This is a genomic window from Novacetimonas maltaceti, from assembly GCF_002906255.1.
GTDB classification, from domain to species: domain Bacteria; phylum Pseudomonadota; class Alphaproteobacteria; order Acetobacterales; family Acetobacteraceae; genus Novacetimonas; species Novacetimonas maltaceti.
Map to the genome: position 1 here is coordinate 42,892 of NZ_POTC01000017.1, position 17,033 is coordinate 59,924.

13 protein-coding genes and 2 pseudogenes are annotated in these 17,033 nt (G+C 56.5%); 8 read left to right on the forward strand and 7 right to left on the reverse strand.

The genetic code is table 11. The annotated features are described in order from the left end of the window. Positions 1–2: 2 nt before the first annotated feature. The 3 genes from KMAL_RS08100 (at position 3) to KMAL_RS08115 (ending at position 4,479) form a co-directional block, all read left to right on the forward strand. Positions 3–2,345 carry a type IV secretory system conjugative DNA transfer family protein gene (locus tag KMAL_RS08100; protein ID WP_007396657.1) on the forward strand — a complete coding sequence of 781 codons (2,343 nt, stop codon included), beginning with the start codon at positions 3–5 and terminating at the stop codon, positions 2,343–2,345. After that, positions 2,342–3,646, forward strand: coding sequence for a DUF1173 family protein (locus KMAL_RS08105; protein WP_007396656.1), 1,305 nt, complete (start codon positions 2,342–2,344; stop codon positions 3,644–3,646). Before KMAL_RS08100 ends, KMAL_RS08105 begins: the two co-directional genes overlap by 4 nt. A gap of 227 nt (positions 3,647–3,873) precedes the next feature. Then, positions 3,874–4,479, forward strand: coding sequence for a hypothetical protein (locus tag KMAL_RS08115; protein ID WP_007396654.1), 606 nt, complete (start codon positions 3,874–3,876; stop codon positions 4,477–4,479). A gap of 34 nt (positions 4,480–4,513) precedes the next feature. Here KMAL_RS08115 and KMAL_RS17865 read toward each other — a convergent pair. Then, positions 4,514–4,787: pseudogene (locus tag KMAL_RS17865) on the reverse strand (MucR family transcriptional regulator); the annotation flags it as partial. A gap of 306 nt (positions 4,788–5,093) precedes the next feature. Here KMAL_RS17865 and KMAL_RS08125 point away from each other — a divergent pair. Continuing rightward, positions 5,094–6,638 (forward strand): Fic family protein, encoded by a 1,545-nt coding sequence (locus KMAL_RS08125; protein ID WP_014106806.1) that lies wholly within the window; start codon positions 5,094–5,096, stop codon positions 6,636–6,638. A gap of 387 nt (positions 6,639–7,025) precedes the next feature. On the opposite strand, the gene KMAL_RS08130 is transcribed toward KMAL_RS08125, so the two are convergent. From KMAL_RS08130 to KMAL_RS16920, 5 genes are all read right to left on the reverse strand, one after another. Beyond that, on the reverse strand, positions 7,026–7,511 hold the full coding sequence (locus tag KMAL_RS08130; protein ID WP_014106805.1) for a MucR family transcriptional regulator: 486 nt from the start codon (positions 7,509–7,511) through the stop codon (positions 7,026–7,028). Between the two features lie 625 nt (positions 7,512–8,136). Then, positions 8,137–11,355, reverse strand: coding sequence for a MobF family relaxase (mobF, locus tag KMAL_RS08140; RefSeq protein WP_110095217.1), 3,219 nt, complete (start codon positions 11,353–11,355; stop codon positions 8,137–8,139). Then, positions 11,355–11,651 carry a hypothetical protein gene (locus tag KMAL_RS08145; RefSeq protein WP_110095218.1) on the reverse strand — a complete coding sequence of 99 codons (297 nt, stop codon included), beginning with the start codon at positions 11,649–11,651 and terminating at the stop codon, positions 11,355–11,357. The genes mobF and KMAL_RS08145 overlap by 1 nt, the downstream gene beginning before the upstream one ends. A gap of 295 nt (positions 11,652–11,946) precedes the next feature. After that, the gene (locus tag KMAL_RS08150) at positions 11,947–12,246 is read right to left on the reverse strand and encodes a helix-turn-helix domain-containing protein (RefSeq protein WP_110095219.1); all 300 of its coding nucleotides are present in this window, start codon (positions 12,244–12,246) and stop codon (positions 11,947–11,949) included. A gap of 423 nt (positions 12,247–12,669) precedes the next feature. After that, a complete protein-coding gene (locus KMAL_RS16920; protein WP_139064261.1) occupies positions 12,670–12,963 on the reverse strand; it encodes a hypothetical protein in 294 nt (97 codons plus the stop codon). Between the two features lie 404 nt (positions 12,964–13,367). Here KMAL_RS16920 and KMAL_RS16925 point away from each other — a divergent pair, with 404 nt between their 5' ends. The 3 genes and pseudogenes from KMAL_RS16925 to KMAL_RS08165 all read left to right on the forward strand — a co-directional run bounded on the left by KMAL_RS16925 (position 13,368) and on the right by KMAL_RS08165 (position 15,883). Continuing rightward, complete coding sequence (locus KMAL_RS16925) at positions 13,368–14,039, forward strand: hypothetical protein (RefSeq protein ID WP_146044181.1); 672 nt, start codon at positions 13,368–13,370, stop codon at positions 14,037–14,039. A gap of 109 nt (positions 14,040–14,148) precedes the next feature. After that, on the forward strand, positions 14,149–14,823 hold the full coding sequence (locus KMAL_RS08160) for a hypothetical protein (protein ID WP_110095221.1): 675 nt from the start codon (positions 14,149–14,151) through the stop codon (positions 14,821–14,823). Between the two features lie 302 nt (positions 14,824–15,125). Beyond that, positions 15,126–15,883: pseudogene (locus tag KMAL_RS08165) on the forward strand (IS5 family transposase). On the opposite strand, the gene KMAL_RS08170 reads toward KMAL_RS08165, so the two are convergent. Then, positions 15,867–16,667, reverse strand: a complete 801-nt coding sequence (locus tag KMAL_RS08170; protein ID WP_110095225.1) for an IS5 family transposase — start codon at positions 16,665–16,667, stop codon at positions 15,867–15,869. The pseudogene KMAL_RS08165 and the gene KMAL_RS08170 overlap by 17 nt on opposite strands. 104 nt (positions 16,668–16,771) lie before the next feature. On the opposite strand from KMAL_RS08170, the gene KMAL_RS08175 reads away from it, so the two are divergent. Further along, the coding region (locus tag KMAL_RS08175; protein WP_180999768.1) for a transposase at positions 16,772–17,033 on the forward strand (262 nt) is incomplete at its 3' end.

Consider the following 17,033-nt stretch of genomic DNA (forward strand, 5'->3'; position numbering starts at 1 on the left):
GCATGGTGAAGCGCGAGATCGGCGGACCGCAGGTCCACCAGCAACTGAAACACGGCTCCACCTATCGCGACACGCGTCCCTTCACGGTCCGGATCGCCGAAGAGCTGCAATCCAGCAGTTCCGGGTTCGCCCTCATGATTCTGGCAGGGCTCAGCGTGCTGGCTCCCGCGATCGTCGGGATCACCTTTCCACTCGCCCTCTGCCTGACGCTCTGGGTCATGACCCGCCAGCCCGTGCTGCCTTTTCATCTGCCCAGGTATTCCGGCCTGAAGGACAAACACGATCTTGATCCCAAAACCCGTCGGCCGCGAGCGGCGGCAGGCATCATATATCTTGGAACGGACGGACTGACCGGCCAGCAACTCTGGCTTTCATCCGACGCGGGGCGCCAGCACGCCGCCGTGCCCGGCACAACGGGTGCAGGCAAAACGACATCCGCCATCTCCCTGCTGGCCAATCCTCTCGCGCATGGATCCGGGTTCATCCTGATCGACGGCAAGGGTGACAACACGGTCCACGGCGATGTGCTGGCGCTCGCCCGCCGCTTCGGGCTGGACGACCAGGTGCTCAATCTCAATTTTCTGACCGCAAGCGGCATCCGCCAGTCCAATACGTTCAATCCGTTTGCGACCGGCAATGCCGACGCCATACGTGAAATGCTGGTCAGCCAGCTTGGTGAGCCTTCGAGCAACGACGCCAACGGCGTCTTTCGGGATCGTGCTGTCGGCCTTGCCGGCACGATCGCCCCGGTCCTGACCTGGATGCGCGACACGCACGGCGTGCCGATCAACATCGAGACCATGCGCTATGCCATGGAGCTGCGCTGGATCGGCACGCTGGCCCGGCATCGCGTATTCCTGATCCGCAATCCCGGTTCCGATCACCCCATCGAGATCCGCGTTCCCGAAATTCCCGACGATATCCTCTATCCAGCCCAAGCCTATCTGGGCGAACTGCCGGGGTATGATTCTTCTCTGGCGTGGAATGAGCAGAAAGAAAACAAACCGAGCGAGCAGCATGGCTACGCCAAGATGTATTTCACCCGGGTCTTCACGCAGCTTGGCGTCAGTCTCGGGCACATCTTCCGCGCCCAGATCCCTGATATCGACATGCGCGATGTGGTGCTGAACCGCCGCATTCTCGTCGTCACGCTGCCCGCGCTGGAGAATTCATCGGATACGCTGGCCGGACTGGGCAAGATCGTGGTCGCGGCCGGTCGCGGCGTCATGGCCCAGCTTCTTGGCGCCCGCCTTGACGGCCCCGCCGAGCAGGTCTTCAAGCTCAAGGCAGGCAGCGGCGACGCACCGTTCCATTTTTTCTACGACGAACTCTCCGCCTACGTCACGGACGGCATGGACCGGCAGTTGGCCATGGGACGCGGCCTGAACTGCATGTTCTGGCTGGGATTTCAGGATCTTCCGGGTCTTACGACACGCATCGGCGACAAAGCCTTTACCCTGCTCGGCAACGCCAACCTCACCCACGCCATGCGCCTGCAGGATGCCATGCGCACGCGCGAGTGGATCGAAAAGCAGTCCGATCGGATCGAGGTCAGTCAGGCCACGCATTTCGAAGGCAACTCGGCTGGCAGTTACCGGGAAGGACGGGGTGCCGAAGTCCGGGAAGTCGCCCGTATTCCCTGGGCAGACCTTCAGTCACTCATCGAGGGCGAGGCCATAACGATGTATGCCGGCCGCATCGTCCATTCGAAGACGTTCTTTGCCGCCGTCAATGGGCGGTCAGGCGCGATCCGCATGGCTCAGCCGGTCATGCTTGCAGCGCCGCTGGACCTGAATCGGGTGCCCCCGGACCAGCAGTTGCTCGCCCTCCTCGCGACGATCGAAGGCGGCCTGTTTCAGTCTGAACTGACCACGGTACACGACGAGCCGGATGTTCGCGCACTCGAGGAAGCAGTCGACCGCCTCGGTCCAGGTTCTCAAGACATCCTGCGCAATTTTGCACAGATTGGTGCAGCAGTCGCCGCCGCACCACGCCGGGTTGCGACCGCCAATGACGCTGAAGAGAATGAGCCCGCAGCCGGAACAGACATGCTGACACCATTTTCCTATATGCTGCGTGACGCTGCCTCCATCCCGAAACCCGGTTTTCAGACACCGCCCCGCACCATACCTCCCATCGACGGTCACCTGCTTGGACGCCTTGAAGCCATTGAACGCCGCGTGGACCGGCAGCCTGGTATAGCCCGGCGTCGGGCACTGCTTATATTGGGTGTCAGGGACGCGATGACAAAAGGCGCACCGAAGGAGGGCGCGGCCAGCACCGGGATGACCGAAAAGGAAATCCTCGCCCAGATCAGGATATTGCGAGAAAAAACCTCGGCATGACCGGCACGGTCATCATCCTTCCCGGCGGGGAAAGGTTCCAGCTCGAATGGCGCCGGACCGACCCGGAGCGCTGGGAACGCCGCCTGAAGGCAAAATATGATGAGAGCCGGAGCGCGGAGCGTTCTGACAAGGCGCGATGCCTATGCCAGCATCGCGGCGCCGTACTACCTCTACAGATCCGTTACCGGGCAGACAGTCACAGTTATCACCTCGCCGTCTGGCCAAATGAAGGGTCGTTGCACGAAAAGACATGCCCCTTCTACAAGCCTGATCCGGAGAAAAGCGGGCGCGCCAGCTATGTAAATAGCGTAATTCGCGAGGGTGAGGATGGGGATGTCGCTGTGACCCTGTCGATCGGCCTGCGCCGCAAGGGGCTACCCCGGCCAGTCGATGACACGCCGCTGCCTGCTTCAGATCGGCCTGGACAGGCGCGACAACGCCGGATGACGCCTCTCGGGCTGCTCCATCTCCTGTGGGAGCGGGCGGGGCTGACCGAATGGCGGCCACAATTCGCCGGACACCGCACATCGACGGTCGCCCTGGGCCGGATCGCCTCTGCCGGAACCCGGATCCGGGCGCAGGGCAGACTGATCTCCGATCTTCTCTGTCCTGTTGCCCCAGGGCATGAAAAGTTCGGACGGCGTCTCCATGCCGTTGTCAGGACAGAAGGACCGGAAAACCATCTGTTCCTGATCGGGTTCGTGGAGACTCTGGAACCAGATCCCAGGGGCAATTTCACGATGGCCCTGAGCGGACAGCGCGACGGTTACCGCTGCTTTCTGACAGTGCCTGCGGCCGAGAGGAACCGTCTTGCCCGGTCGCACCAACTGGCGGCAGCCACGCTCGCCCTGCCCGAAGCGGCGCGGCAGGCACATGTTGTAGCGCTGCTCTATGTGACGGCGCGAAACATCCTAGCCCCCAATAGCCGGTGGAGGGGCTGGATCCAGGCGGAAGTCAGGACCGGTGCCCTGATGACCGTCTCTCGCAGCATGCTTCCTTTCGAAAGCAGCCATGAACTGGCGGTAGCCGATGCCCTCGTGGCAGCGGGACGCGCATTCGAAAAACCACTGCGTTTCGACGCGGAACGGGATCTCGTTTTCCCGGATTTCATCCTGCAGGACACGGCGCGGAATGACGGATATCCAATGGAAGTTTTCGGTCGCACGGACGAGGCCTACGCTACCAGACGAGCCGAAAAGGAAAATTACTACGACGCGACCTTCGGAGCGGGTGGATGGTGGTCATGGGATGCGACAACAGGGAGCCGGATGCCGCCTTTTCCATCAGGCAGGCTGAGATAAAACAGGGTGACTTCTTCACTTGGCTGCCTTATATGTAGCACCATGAAGCTGAACTCCCATCAGGTTGCTCTGGCAGCAATAAGAAAGCAAACCCTTGCGAACACGAAGAGCAAGCGGACAGCCCATGCGGCTTTGCTGCGAATGGGGATTATCGATAGCAAAGGCGCGGTTACCAAAGAGTACACGCGTGACCCACGCATTGAGGGCATGCTTAAAGCGTAACTGCGTTGACAGCTCTTCATACATCTTTTGTACTCGGTTATCATGGTTGTTCTGAAGAGGTCGGCCGGAAACTGATTAACGGAGAAAGCGCACCAACTCCGTCGGAGACCGACTACGATTGGCTTGGACCGGGTTTCTATGTCTGGGAGTCCGACCCGTTACGTGCGCAAGAATGGGCATATCAGAAACAGCGCCGGGATTCCGGTTTCAAACCGTTCGTTATTGGTCTGGTCGTAGATCTGGGCAACTGTCTTGATTTAACGACACGCGAAGACCTGGAGATGCTCAAGACCGCCTATGAAGGCCTGCGAGAGACATTAAGCACGGATGATATACCGATGCCGGTGAATCATGATTCCCGGCACGACGTAAATAGTGATAAACTTTTTCGTAACCTCGACTGCGCTGTTATCAGGTATCTTCACGATTCTATTGAAGCCACAGGGTCTCATCTCGCACCTTATGATACGGTGCGCGGCCTTTTCCAGGAAGGCGGCGAACTCTATCCCGGTAGCGCCTTCCGGGAAAAGACACACACGCAGATCGCAATCCGCAATCTGGATTGTATAAAAGGAATCTTTCGTCTGCCGGACTCTAGCGTCGGGATATAAGGTAGACAGCCGTCTGTTCATCATCATGACTGAATCAAAAGAACAGCCACGCCGCCTCGTCTGACGGCGCGCTCCGCTTTTGGTGGATGGCCTTCTTTCTGCCCCGACGCTTCTCCTGCGACCTCTCTGGCAATGCCGGTTCCGTTGCCTATATCATCAAATTCTGTCGCAGCAGACGTTATGTCTCGCCCCAATCCGATTTCTCGTGCAAGTTCCGATCTGCGCACTGTGTAATTGGGAGCGACCATAGGATAATGAGACGGAAGTCCCCACTTCCGCCGATATTCTTCAAGCGTCACGCCATAGGATGTTGATTTTCATTGAGAACTGATGGTGTGGACGGCTCGCAGTGGTCCTGAGAGGATGCTGAAGAGTTGACTGTCCAGTGGAGGAAACCATCACGCCGCAGTTGATCCGTACCATCAGTTCTCAGTCAAAATCAACGCCATGAGGGCGCTTCAGCGAATGGGAATTATTGATCACAAAGACGAAGTGACGCAATCATACGCGTGGCCACGGCTGTCCATATATATTTTTTTACACAAGGCACCGTTTATATGCGATTTTAAGCATCAATAAACGGTTTTGGACAACTCGGCAGGAATCTAATTCGAATGGCGGACCCGATTGGCGGCATGTGGCTCGCACTGAAATATGATGCAGAGCCATTCGGCGGACTGGCTGTCAAAAGCCAGCTTGGAAGTCGCCGGTCGAGCAGTCATCATAATTTATACAGCATCGAGACATATCCCGAAAACATGCGTCCGGCCGACACGGCAGCCGCACATCTGCAGTTTCATCTGCGACACGAACCCACTAGCCTTGAGTTGCTGGCGCGCGTTTTTGCGAAGACCGGACCAGGTTTTGTCCAGGAGTGGATAAACAGTGCACCGACAGGGCAATATGCCAGACGGGCGTCATTTCTCTTTGAGTTCGTCACCGGACAAACGCTCGTGCCGCCAGTCGACCTCGGCGGCAACTACGTCTCCGCACTGGACGGATCTTTTCAGGTAACAGCGTCTCCAGACAGGATGAGCAACGTCAGCCGATGGCGCGTCCGTGACAACATGCCCGGGAACCGCTTTTTTTGTCCCTTTATCCCGCTATCCACTCAACTCAAGACGGCTTCGGAGATGGACGTGTCTGCCGGTTACGGTGAACTGGTGCAGGAGTTCGGCGAGAACATGCTTGCCCGGGCCGCAGTGTGGCTGACAAACCGGGAAAGCAAGGCAAGTTTCACCATTGAAGGTGAGGAGCATCAACTTGACCGGATCCAGCGCTTCAGCCACGTACTCGCCACGAGAACCGGGCAAGGGACAGTCCCCCTGACAGATACTGACCTTGCCGAATTGCAACGCAACATCCTCGGTGACGTCACAATAACCGAGCATTTTGGCTTGCGGCTGTCACCGGTATTCGTTGGAGAATACACGATGAGGTACGAGAATGTTGTTCACTACCTCGCGCCTCCCGCAGACGACGTAGCGGATATGCTTGAGGGATTAAAAATTTTCCTCGACAGGACTGAAGGACAGTCTCCTGTCATGCGTAGCGCCGTGGCAGCCTTCGGGTTTGTCTACATCCATCCTCTTTCTGACGGGAACGGCCGTGTCCACCGGTTCCTGATAAATGACGTTCTCAGGCGGGACGGCGCCATCCCCGACCAGATCATCCTTCCCATCTCAGCCACCATCATTGGAGACCCGACGAGCAGGCGAAACTACGACCAGATTCTGGACAGGGTTTCAAAACCCCTGATGCGACAGATCACGGATCATGTCTCTTTCGATCGTGACATGAAGACCTATCCTGATGGGATAAAATCCAATCTCGACTTCTCAAGCCCTGATCTGGCGAGACCGGCCTGGCGCTATATCAATTTCGCCCCCCACGTTATCTATCTCAGCGCAGCACTAGAGATGACCATCAAGCACCACATGAAAGAGGAAGCCATATATCTCCGGTCGCACCATAATGCCCGGCAGGCACTCAAGGAGCTTGTTGAAATGCCGGATATGGATGCCGACCGCATCATCAGGTCATTACGGGATACTCGTTTCATACCCAGCGGCAAGATTCAGAAAGAATATCCCATGATCGAAAAATTCACGCTTTGGAACGCCATCTCTGAGGCGCTGAGGCATTCATTCTCTGAATGACTACACGTGGACCGCCCGTGACAAGAAGAAAGTTGTCCGTCACCAGACATGGGATCTGCAAAAGGATTGTCCGAGTGGAAAAGGCAGGCTGCCCTCGTGAGAGCACAACTTTGTAGACATCGCTTATGGATTTTCACTGAGAACTGAATTCTTCCACAAGGTGCATAACGCAAGGCTTAGGATCGCGATCCGCAACCTGGATTGTATAAAAAGCATCTTTCGTCCGGATTTATCGACGTAACGCCCCGAACTGGATCATGGTCCGGTCAAACAGGAACAGCCGCTGTCGGCACCCTACGACGTAGCGAAGAAGTTCTGCCTTCGTATATTGCCGCGTTCCTGAGCCAGCAGAGCGCCGCGCCGCCCGGTCGGCGGCGCGTTCCCCTTTTAGTGGATGGCCTTCTTTCTACCCCGGCGACGTCCTTGCGGCCTGTCAGACAATGTAGGTTCTGTCGTGTCCTCATCACCAGATTTGGTGGCAGTGGACATTATATCCCGCCCCAGCCCAATCTCTCTTGCAAGTTCCGATCGGCGTACTGTGTAATTGGGAGCGACCATAGGGTAATGAGATGGAAGTCCCCATTTCCGCCGATATTCTTCAGGCGTCATGCCATAGGATGCCTGCAGATGCCGTTTGAGCATTTTCAGCTTTTTCCCATCTTCAAGACATATGATATAATCCGGAAATACGGACCGCTTGATGGGAACGGCAGGTATCTGTTCTTTTACGCCCGAAGCAGTCGGGACGGACAATGAATTGTAAACAGTCCCAATCAGCCTGATAAGTTCGTCCGGCGATATTTTATTTTCCGATACATAAGCAGTTATGATTTCCACGGTCAGCGCCAGCTGTCTTTGTTGTTCTTCGGGCATTGTCCATCACCTCAACAGACGAAAAAACTGTGACCCTGTATATAGCACCGCTATTGGGAATAGTCCTCGACGTTTTCGAGGATTTGGCAGATTGCAGAACTGGTATGCTCTTGAGCAGATATCCGATAGGATCCTGCGCCTGCTCATCTGTATTTCATCTGACCGTCAACACTTCTTGCTTTCTACGGCAATCCTGTTACCCGTTTCCCGCCCAGCATCAAGACGCCATATCTGCGATAAGAGATCATCTGGATCCGGTGTCAGCAGAACACTCAGACACAGCTTCCTCTTCGGTCCAGGAAGGTCTTGAGGCGTGAACATGCCCGGAAGCTTCTGTTGGACCAATAACGCATAGCAGGCTTTCAGGGATCGGTTCGCGTACAACATCATTGAACCGAGTACGCAACTCCTTCTTCAACCAACAGTCGAACGGATCAGGATCTCCCCGGAAAGACACATCATGCATCATTGACCTGCTATCTACTGCTCGCCGCCTCCCTAACGATACGCAGCCGACTTCGTTGCGCAAATGACCAAAGCGTGCGTCAGATCTGAGATGTTGTCGCGGTATGGCACATGGTCGGCAGGATTCAAATCCGGTAAGAACAGCAGAAAGCCGGACGCTCTAGCTGGCGGCGCCTGGCGACGCAGATGGCACAGGGGGACGCCTGCCCAGCACCTGGGCGGCCCGTTGGCTCCGAAGCGTCTGCTCCGCACCCGTCATGACTGCTGGTGCGTTCCTGATCATGACCTGCAGCCTGGCGTCGATCTCGGCCAGACGCGCCTTATGCAGGCGCTCGGCCTGCCGCGCCTGCGTTTCCAGAATAATCTCCCTTCCATAGGGGCGACCTGACTTCGTCAGTGTCTCCTGCATGCGCCCAAGCGCGATCAGTTCCCGGATCCTCGCATCCCGGGCCTTGCGGGTTCGGGCAACCAGATCCGTACCCAATGATTTATAGGGTTTATGCGCCATTTTCTTTGCCACATGATTCCACAGGTCGTCACTGGTGATGGGCGTGGTATCCCCGAGCGGCCTCTGGTTCCGGACCGCCTCAAACGTCGCGCCATCGGAGATCATGGTCCATGTGGTTCCACGCGCCCGGCTTTCCGCGACGTATGAGGTAAATCCCGTCGCCAGTTCAACGCCTCGCGGCAGGGCATTGATATGCTCATCGGAAGTAAGCCCCTGTGCCGCATCAATCGTCATGGCATGTCCGAACCCGAGCATTACCCGACCAGTCTTCACATCACGAAACCGCCGCCATTCGACATCGGCAACAAGCCCGTCCTTCGTGCGGACGCGAAGCCCCGCATCGCCATGGGCCAGAACCTCCACCACGTCGCCGTTATTTCCGACTGTGGCGCCCTTTCCATCCACACTGCCCCATGTCCGACGATACAGCCGAAGCCGGTCGCCCGTAGCGATCGCGAGATCATAGGTTTCGCCGCGCTGATCAATAGCCTGCACGGTGATTTCATGCGTCGAGATCTCGCCGCGCTCCTGCAGGATTTTACGGACAGCACGACTCAGATCGGCAGCATCCTGATTGGTCAGCGCCGACATGCTGATCGTCTTGGTCCGGCCTCGCCGCAGGCCGGCACCGTCGGCGACCAGGGCATCGCGACGCGTCACATACAGCCGGGCAATATCCTGCAGGACTTCCTCATGGTCGCCGCCGACCAGACGGATCGTTCCATCCGCCCGTTTCATATCGATCGCATCCCGGACTTCCTTCAGATGGAACCTGTTACGGACGTCGTCATCATTTTCCTCGTCCGTATGCGCGTTGGCCGCAGCCCCCGTGAACTCGTGAGATTCCAGATCGCTCTCTTCCGGTTCTGCGCCACGAAACAGATCAGCAATCTCGCGATTTCTTGCAGATACCTGCCGGACGCTGGACAGAAGTTCAGGCATATCTTCCGGATCCAGGACCCGGCGCAACATCTCGATGGCGTCCCCTGCCTCGATATTCTGCGCCTGCTCGTGGTCACCCAGCGCCTTGATCGTGCAACCAGTATCACGCTGCACCTGTAACAGGCGAAGCATCTGGCGTGGGCCGACCTGACCGACCTCGTCAATCACCAGTACCGTGTTTCGATCCACATCGACGTCACCCCTCTCCAGCCGCGCCAGAAAGGGCAGCATAGCGCTTGTGTCAAAGATGCCGGCCTCACGTAATGCGTCTGCCTGGCGCCAGGCATTGGCAATCCCGATAACCCTGCGACCATTCGTGTCATAACGCGTATCATGTTTCCACGCATCAACCAGCGGAGACAGCAGGGCCGTCTTCCCGGAACCCGCGACGCCGGTGAGCATGGAGAGCGCGCCGCCCCGGCCAAGAGCGTAGATCGCAGCCTTTTGCGTCTTTCCATGTTCGCTCGCGAAGTCAAGCGGCGATCGTCCGATCGCTTCTGTGATCTGGCGGTCCGACAGCGCCCCGCTCCGGTCTCCTGAAGCACGAGCCGCCTGAATCGCGAGGTCCTCCTCGATAGCGATCTGCGCGGAATTCGTCACCCTCAGCCGGTCGCCACGCATCTCCTGAATCAGCGAGACCCGTTCCCCGCCGAGTTCAAGACCACGCTGTTCAATAAGGGCCACGACATGATCGATGTCCTTCACCCCACCCTCGATGCCGGTGCCGATCAGGCCCCGGGCAGCATACGTTCTGAGCTTGTCGTGATCGATCATGGCGGCTGTTTCAAACTCCCTTGCGAGATGACGGGCAGCGAAACGGTAGGCAATATCGTATCGTTGTTCCCTGGTGCCCACAGGCGCTGCTGGCGTGCCAAGCAGACTTTTTTCCTCCCAGCCAAGACGCCTGGCCTGCTCGCGCCATATCTCATGGTCACTCGTACCTTTGTCCTTGTCGAGCCGGGCTGCCAGGCCGGCCATGGACAGGATGCGGCGCTTGCGGTCGATCGGCATATGCGCCCAGTCCGCTCCTTCCGCCGCGGCGTACTCCTTGGCCGCCCTGATGACGTTGCGTCGTCCCTTGCTGAAGAAATCCGATATATCCTGCGGCACGGCCGAGATGACCGTCGCCTGTTCATTCGCATCGTATTGCTGGGCGATGCCGATCCGGCGCAGTTCATCAGCGAGCTGTGCCTGGAAATATGCTCCAAATTCGTGAACGCGCGATCGCAGCCGCTTCGTGTCGAGTGAACCCACATGTCCCTCTTCCGTGACTACGACATTGAACAGGGCATTATGGATATGGGCATGGGGATCGCCGCCTGTTGGCGTATCGATCAGATAGGTCTGGCCTGTCCCCGCGTCACGCGCCTCGACCGTCGGGCGCGCGGTATCATGCCGGAATGACACCCAGGCGACCTCGCCCGGGTTGGCACCGTCTTCGCCCCCATGACCGCGCCGCGCGAAACCGATTTCCCGCGCGACATAGAGCATGGTGGCGTCGTTTGCCCGATCAATGGCGTGCCAGATGGCTGCCCTCTCGGCCTCGGTCGGCGCAAACTCGGCCGCAAGCGTAACTGATTTGTGTGGCGCCAGGGTCAGATCATAGGCACTGATCTTGCGGGCGTTCCTTGACCAGTCATCGCCATTATCGGCCCTCTTTGCTTCAAACAGGCGATTGAGTTGCGCGTTCTTAGGTGGTGTCTTCGGATCAATGCCAAGAGCCGCTGCAATCTCGGGTCGCATGCCCGGTCGCCACGAGGCCCGCCCATCGCGACCGGTGTAATAGCTGGTCAGTCGGCCACCATCCGCGTCAGGCACTTTTCCAGGCTGGGTACGGAAATCGTGCTCTGGATCTGGCAGTTCCTGCGTGAAATAGGCAGTGATCAGCCGACCGCTGCTCTCAGCCGAGATTTTCCGGAACGTCATCATCAGGCATCGGCTCCATCCTCATCATTGGGCCGGGCCGAGCGGGGCATCCTGCCCTCCTGAATATCGAGCACCCTGCCGGTTGTAAGATCAATACGTCTGAGCATAGGGTTCTGGGCTGCGATCAGGGTCACCAATCGGCCGAGAATCTCATCGAGCGTGGGCCCGTCGGAATCTTCCGGCGAGAGGATTTCAATGATCAGGGACAATTTGTCCTCAATCGCCCGAAGCCGTTCCCATAGGTCGTCGCCCCGGACTGGGGATATGCTTTGTCTCCCGGTTGTCTCGCTCATCTTCATCGCATCCCACGTCAGAACATGGGAAAGTGTCACGTAGCATCACGCGACCATACTGGTTTTCTTCTGCCCGAGGCATCCTTCATTGCCCGCGACGTTCACGCGGTAATGGCTCCGTCCGAACGTCGTGTTTAGGCAGTAGTCATAAGATGTAACTTGCTACATCGACAACCCAATGCTTCCCCTGCCAAAAAGGTGGAGAAACCATGCCCAACTTGCTCAACGACGATCAGCATGTCTTGTTACGTGAACAGAGCCTGTTGTCAGGATAACATTCAGATTCTCGGCAGCAGACGTGCTATTCTTCCAGCTCCACCAAAACTGCCGGACTAATCTCCAGAACACGGGCGAGACGCAGGATTACCAGAAACGTCGGATTCCTCATGCCTCGTTCCATCCCACTGATATACGTTCGATCCAGTTCAGCACGGTCTGCAAGTTCCTCCTGGCTTATGCCGAAACGGATCCGTTCTCGGTGTATGATGCGTCCAAGCACCACACGAGGATCTTCACCCGTCACCGTTCTGATTTCCAGCGCGGGTCGTCGTGGTCTGCGGGGCGCCCGGGCCCGAGTTGAAACACCTGTTGTTCTGCTCATAAGGAAAAAGATGAACAGGCTTGCAGATTATAATCCACGGACTATAGTTCTATGGAACATAGTCCACACGTTGGATTTAACTCAGCAGCGGGGGCATCATTCGTGCTCTTATCCCCTACCTCGAACCACCGGCTGCCTTTGGCATACTCCATTCATCCTCGGGAAGCGACAATCCCGAATACTGGCGGCTGCCGTGCGGAAAATATATTGGAGGGAACCTATTTTTGGGACCGAAGTCGAAGCGACTTTAGTGCATCCTCGATAATGCACATCAACAGCGTGGACGCTCACCGGCGAATCTGACCCGTGATCGCGGGTATCAAACCACCACACGGACAGGGTTCAATATCTGGATCCACACGACGTGTGCCGTGACACGCGTGCTAAAGAAGCACGTTGCTCTGGTTCTTGGTTCTGTCGTGCTCAGCCGATGAAGGGAATGAAATCATTAATATCAGGCGGCTTCTTGCCTTTTTCAGCAAGCACTTCCGCATTATTCTGTGAATTGGCAATACGACAGAGCGCTCTGGCAGCCTCCATATTGAATGACCCGCAACGCAACCATTTATAAACCGTTTCGCCACTTCGATCCACTTCATGGGCGATCCGGGCAACGTCCAGGCGCATCAGGGGCGTTCGATGTCCGGGGAAAATATCCCAGAGGAAAGTGTAAAGTTCTCCTGATTGCCACCTCGGTGGCTTACGAAAAGTAGGCAAGGCCCATCTCCTGATGTGATACCTCGACCGTCTTATGTTACGTCAAACTCTTCCACCAGAAGTTGATATGGATATCACCTATAAGTTGATTTTCTGGTCAAACGCGAGGTAACTGACTGCAGACATCGCCTCCCTTCCGCAAGACATTAAGAAATATCAATGCGATACGAGAAACAGTTTTTAGGAATCTCGCCCATTTCCTACTTTACAGGAACTGAAAAACGAATCACTTTTTTACATAATACGTGGAAAATTATGATACTATTCGATCCATAACGGACTAAAAAAGTCTCCGTTCAATCCATCTACGAAAGACTTATATTGTGTATACGGGATATCTAACCACCCCATTTCAATAACTGCACCTCAGTTAAGCTATGTACAATCCGCCCGCGGGACAAAAGATGAAAACGTCTGTTGATAGCTCTTTCTCAAAGCGTCTGCTTGATGCATGTGAGCAGTTCGGTTACGGACCGGCCCATAAATACGGGCGTCTGACATGGTTGCAGACAAAGCTATCAGAACATAATATCGAGGTTTCGCTCGAGACCATCCGGAAATGGTGCACCGGAGCCTCACGCCCCCGAGATGACAAAATTTCTATTCTCTCCAGGATCCTTGAGGTGGATCGTGCATGGCTTGCGCTTGGGATCCAAGCTGCGCCACCTTCCCGCGCCAGAGCCAATCCGCAATCACCCGTAACCGATGGCGCCGCATATATTCTGGCCGGGATGATATTCATGGACGGCGGACGGGCCGTTTTTCCCGCCTACGAGGATCACGAGGCTTTAGATCAGCATATTGATCTGTACGCCACCATCAAGGGAGCACGCTATGCGTTCCGTATCATAGTCGGACTCGCACGACGAGCGACTATCGCATTCGATGTTCCTGACAACGCTAGCCCGGCAGTAATTTTAGGATTTTACAGGGAAGGCACCGACGTTTCGATCTTTGAAATTACACCTCGCCTCATTGATCAGTCAGGAAAACGCCAGAAAGAAGGCTTTCTCGTGCGGCTTACCCGTCAGGAAATCAGGGATAGAAGAGTGGAATGCTTCGCGACGCGTATTTGAAATCGTCAGAAGATATACTCAAACCGGGAAGTCTTATACGGGTTCCGCCATGGAAAAAGCTCTGTCCCATGTTACGTTTAGTCACAGTTTATGACGGAGACTCAATCTTATGCGGACACGTATCGCGTTAAGCAGCGTAATGGCAACCATCATCCTGGCGGGCATTTCAGACCGAGCATTTGCCGGTCGCGAAGAACGCCTGATGAAAATGTCCGAGGCAGAAATTCAGGAAAAAACGACGGTCGTGAATCAGCCGTGGAACCAGGCCATCATGATCGAACAAAACCGGTTGCCGCTAAAGCGATCGATAGACGGGGGGCGAGCGTGGCTAGACGCCGCTATCCTGACAAAGCCCAGTCCACTTGGCAAGCCTGGTGATGTCCTGTTTTACGTGGGGGCCGGAGCATGGGGCACGACGGCATATTACGGCAGCGAATTCAGGGATTACGCCCACATGAAATACATGGACAGCACCGGACCTGCCTTCATCAATGTCGACCAGACTGATAAGAACGGACAATGTTCGGAAACCATCATGCCAAGCGGTGGCATAATTGATGGCTATATTCCCCCTGCGACAATCGAAAAGTCCTGCGCTCATAGTGTAGAACTACTTTCGCCAATTTTACCCAGTACTGTCAGGTATATCGCTAGTCTGGACCATCCGTGGGAGTTTCAGTTTGTTGCCACTGATGGCACTACGTTAAGCGACATTATTACACCGATGGAAGCTAAAGCATTACTTGACAGGGTGGAAAAGGAAAAAGCCACAATGAAAAATTGATATAACTTACAATTTTTCGACCAGTTATTAAGGAGTGTACCTTCAAGTGTCTGACCGAAAATGAGTTGAGTGATTTCAGGGGGTTATGATTCATGGGTTTGCGAGAACCTGATGAGACCAAGATGGCCTGGACTGAAATCACCCGCGCGCAGTATCGCCGGGACGACCCGGAGTAAGACAAGTCAGCTAGAGGGTGTTATGCACATTGGGCGAGCATAGCTGCATTTCTTAGGGCCCGGACCCATAAAGGGATTCCCATTGTGAGCGGCCTGTGATTCGCTGTCTCTGAAAGGAGATGAGCGATGGACGCTGACCTTTTCTGGCTTTCGGACCGACAGTTTGCGCGGATTGCGCCACATCTGCCTACCGATACGCGTGGCAAGCCGCGTGTGGATGATCGACGTGTGATCAGTGGCATCATTCAGATCATGCTGTCCGGCGCGCGGTGGAAAGATGCGCCGTCCGCGTATGGCCCGCGCAAAACGCTCTACAATCGGTTTCAGCGCTGGGCTGCGAAAGGCGTCTGGGCGCGCCTGTTCGAGGCGCTGGCGCAGAGCGGTGGACCGCCTGCCGAACTTCTGATCGACAGTTCTGCCGTGAAGGCCCATCGCTGCGCCTCCGGCGGAAAAAGGGGGAGCGACACCAGGCCATCGGCCGATCGCGTGGCGGGCGCACGACCAAGATCCACGCGCTGAGGGATGCCGCCTGCCGGCCGGTCGCCTTCGTGCTGACCGGCGGCGACGTCGCGGATTGCACGGCAGTGGCCCCGCTACTGGAGCAAGTCTCGAACGTCCGGCTGATCCACGGCGACAAGGGCTACGACACCAACGCGGTGCGTCGACAGATCGAGGACAAGGGCGCCGCGCCGAACATCCCGCCCAAGGCCAACCTGGTCTGGAAGAACTGCTTTTCACCGGTCCTTTATCGGACGCGAAATGCCATTGAGCGCATGTTCAACCGCCTCAAGGACTTCCGCCGCATCGCGACACGTTACGATCGCAATGCCACCAACTTCCACGCCGCCATCTGCCTCGTCGCGGCCGTCAGCTACTGGTTATGAGTCCGGGCCCTAGCATGAAGCACGCGAACGCGATGACATGGAGACTTACGAGGGTTGAAGCGTAACGTTCGTAATCCTTGACGAGCCTACGACAGCGTGTTGCCCATGCGAAAGATCGTTCAACGACCCATCGGCGCGGCAGCAGGACAAAGCCGCGTTTGGCTTCGGGCAACCTGACAACTTCAAGGGTAATCCCCTGGGCCCGTGCTGCCCCAGCAGGTTTCTCGCCGGTATATCCCTGATCGACATAGGCCAGTTCAACGCTCTCGTCCGTCGCATCCTGAATGGCGGCGGCAAGACGTCCCACCTCGGCGCGATCATCCCGACTGGCTGGTGTGACATGCAGGGCCAGCAGGTGCCCCAGCGTGTCCATGGCCATGTGCAGCTTTGATCCCTTTTTGCGCTTGGCCCCATCATATCCGGCGCGGGAACCGCTTTCCGGCGTCGAACGTAATGTCCGGCTGTCGAGAATGGCGGCCGTTGGCTCCGCCCTGCGGCCAGAAGCGATACGCAGCACGGCACGCAGATCAGATACCAACGCGTCAAAATAACCTGCCTCCATCCAGCGACGGGATTGCTGGTAGACCGCCGACCAAGGTGGAAGGTCATTCGGCATGGCGCGCCAGGCAATGCCGTAACGGATCACGTAACGCAATCCATTGAACAGTTCGCGCAATGCATGATGTCGTTGTTCCGCATCCTCGCGCATCAGGACCAGATACGGGACAATCAGAGACCATTCTTCGTCTGATACATCAGAGGGATACGGTTTGCGCGCAGGCATCATCCCTCATTACTGCACCAATCAGACACGAAAGTGCATAACACCCTCTAGCAGCCTGTCGGGTTGGGGTACCCTGTGAAGGGGCGAGGTTGTAAGGTGGTGTGATGAGCAGCTTCATCCCGTTTGAGCGATCTCAGCCGTATCTTTTGCCTCCTGACCTGAAGTCGTGGCTTCCGGCGGATGATATGGCGCATTTCGTTGTAGCTGCCGTTGAACGGGTTCCGATGAATGCGTTTTGTGTGCCAGTACGCACGGGTGGCAAGGCACAGTATCATCCGCGTCTGCTGCTCGCACTTCTGATCGTCAGCTATGCGAACGGGATTTTTTCCTCACGCCGGATCGAGCGGGCAACATATCGCGACATCG

Excerpts from the sequence above, each read along its gene's own strand:
- KMAL_RS08125 (WP_014106806.1), top strand. The coding sequence starts at position 5,094 with ATGGCGGACCCGATTGGCGGCATGTGGCTCGCACTGAAATATGATGCA.
- KMAL_RS16925 (WP_146044181.1), top strand. The coding sequence starts at position 13,368 with ATGAAAACGTCTGTTGATAGCTCTTTCTCAAAGCGTCTGCTTGATGCA.
- mobF (WP_110095217.1), bottom strand. The coding sequence starts at position 11,355 with ATGATGACGTTCCGGAAAATCTCGGCTGAGAGCAGCGGTCGGCTGATC.
- KMAL_RS08160 (WP_110095221.1), top strand. The coding sequence starts at position 14,149 with ATGCGGACACGTATCGCGTTAAGCAGCGTAATGGCAACCATCATCCTG.
- KMAL_RS08130 (WP_014106805.1), bottom strand. The coding sequence starts at position 7,511 with ATGCCCGAAGAACAACAAAGACAGCTGGCGCTGACCGTGGAAATCATA.
- KMAL_RS08105 (WP_007396656.1), top strand. The coding sequence starts at position 2,342 with ATGACCGGCACGGTCATCATCCTTCCCGGCGGGGAAAGGTTCCAGCTC.
- KMAL_RS08145 (WP_110095218.1), bottom strand. The coding sequence starts at position 11,651 with ATGAAGATGAGCGAGACAACCGGGAGACAAAGCATATCCCCAGTCCGG.
- KMAL_RS08150 (WP_110095219.1), bottom strand. The coding sequence starts at position 12,246 with ATGAGCAGAACAACAGGTGTTTCAACTCGGGCCCGGGCGCCCCGCAGA.
- KMAL_RS08170 (WP_110095225.1), bottom strand. The coding sequence starts at position 16,667 with ATGCCTGCGCGCAAACCGTATCCCTCTGATGTATCAGACGAAGAATGG.
- KMAL_RS08100 (WP_007396657.1), top strand. The coding sequence starts at position 3 with ATGGTGAAGCGCGAGATCGGCGGACCGCAGGTCCACCAGCAACTGAAA.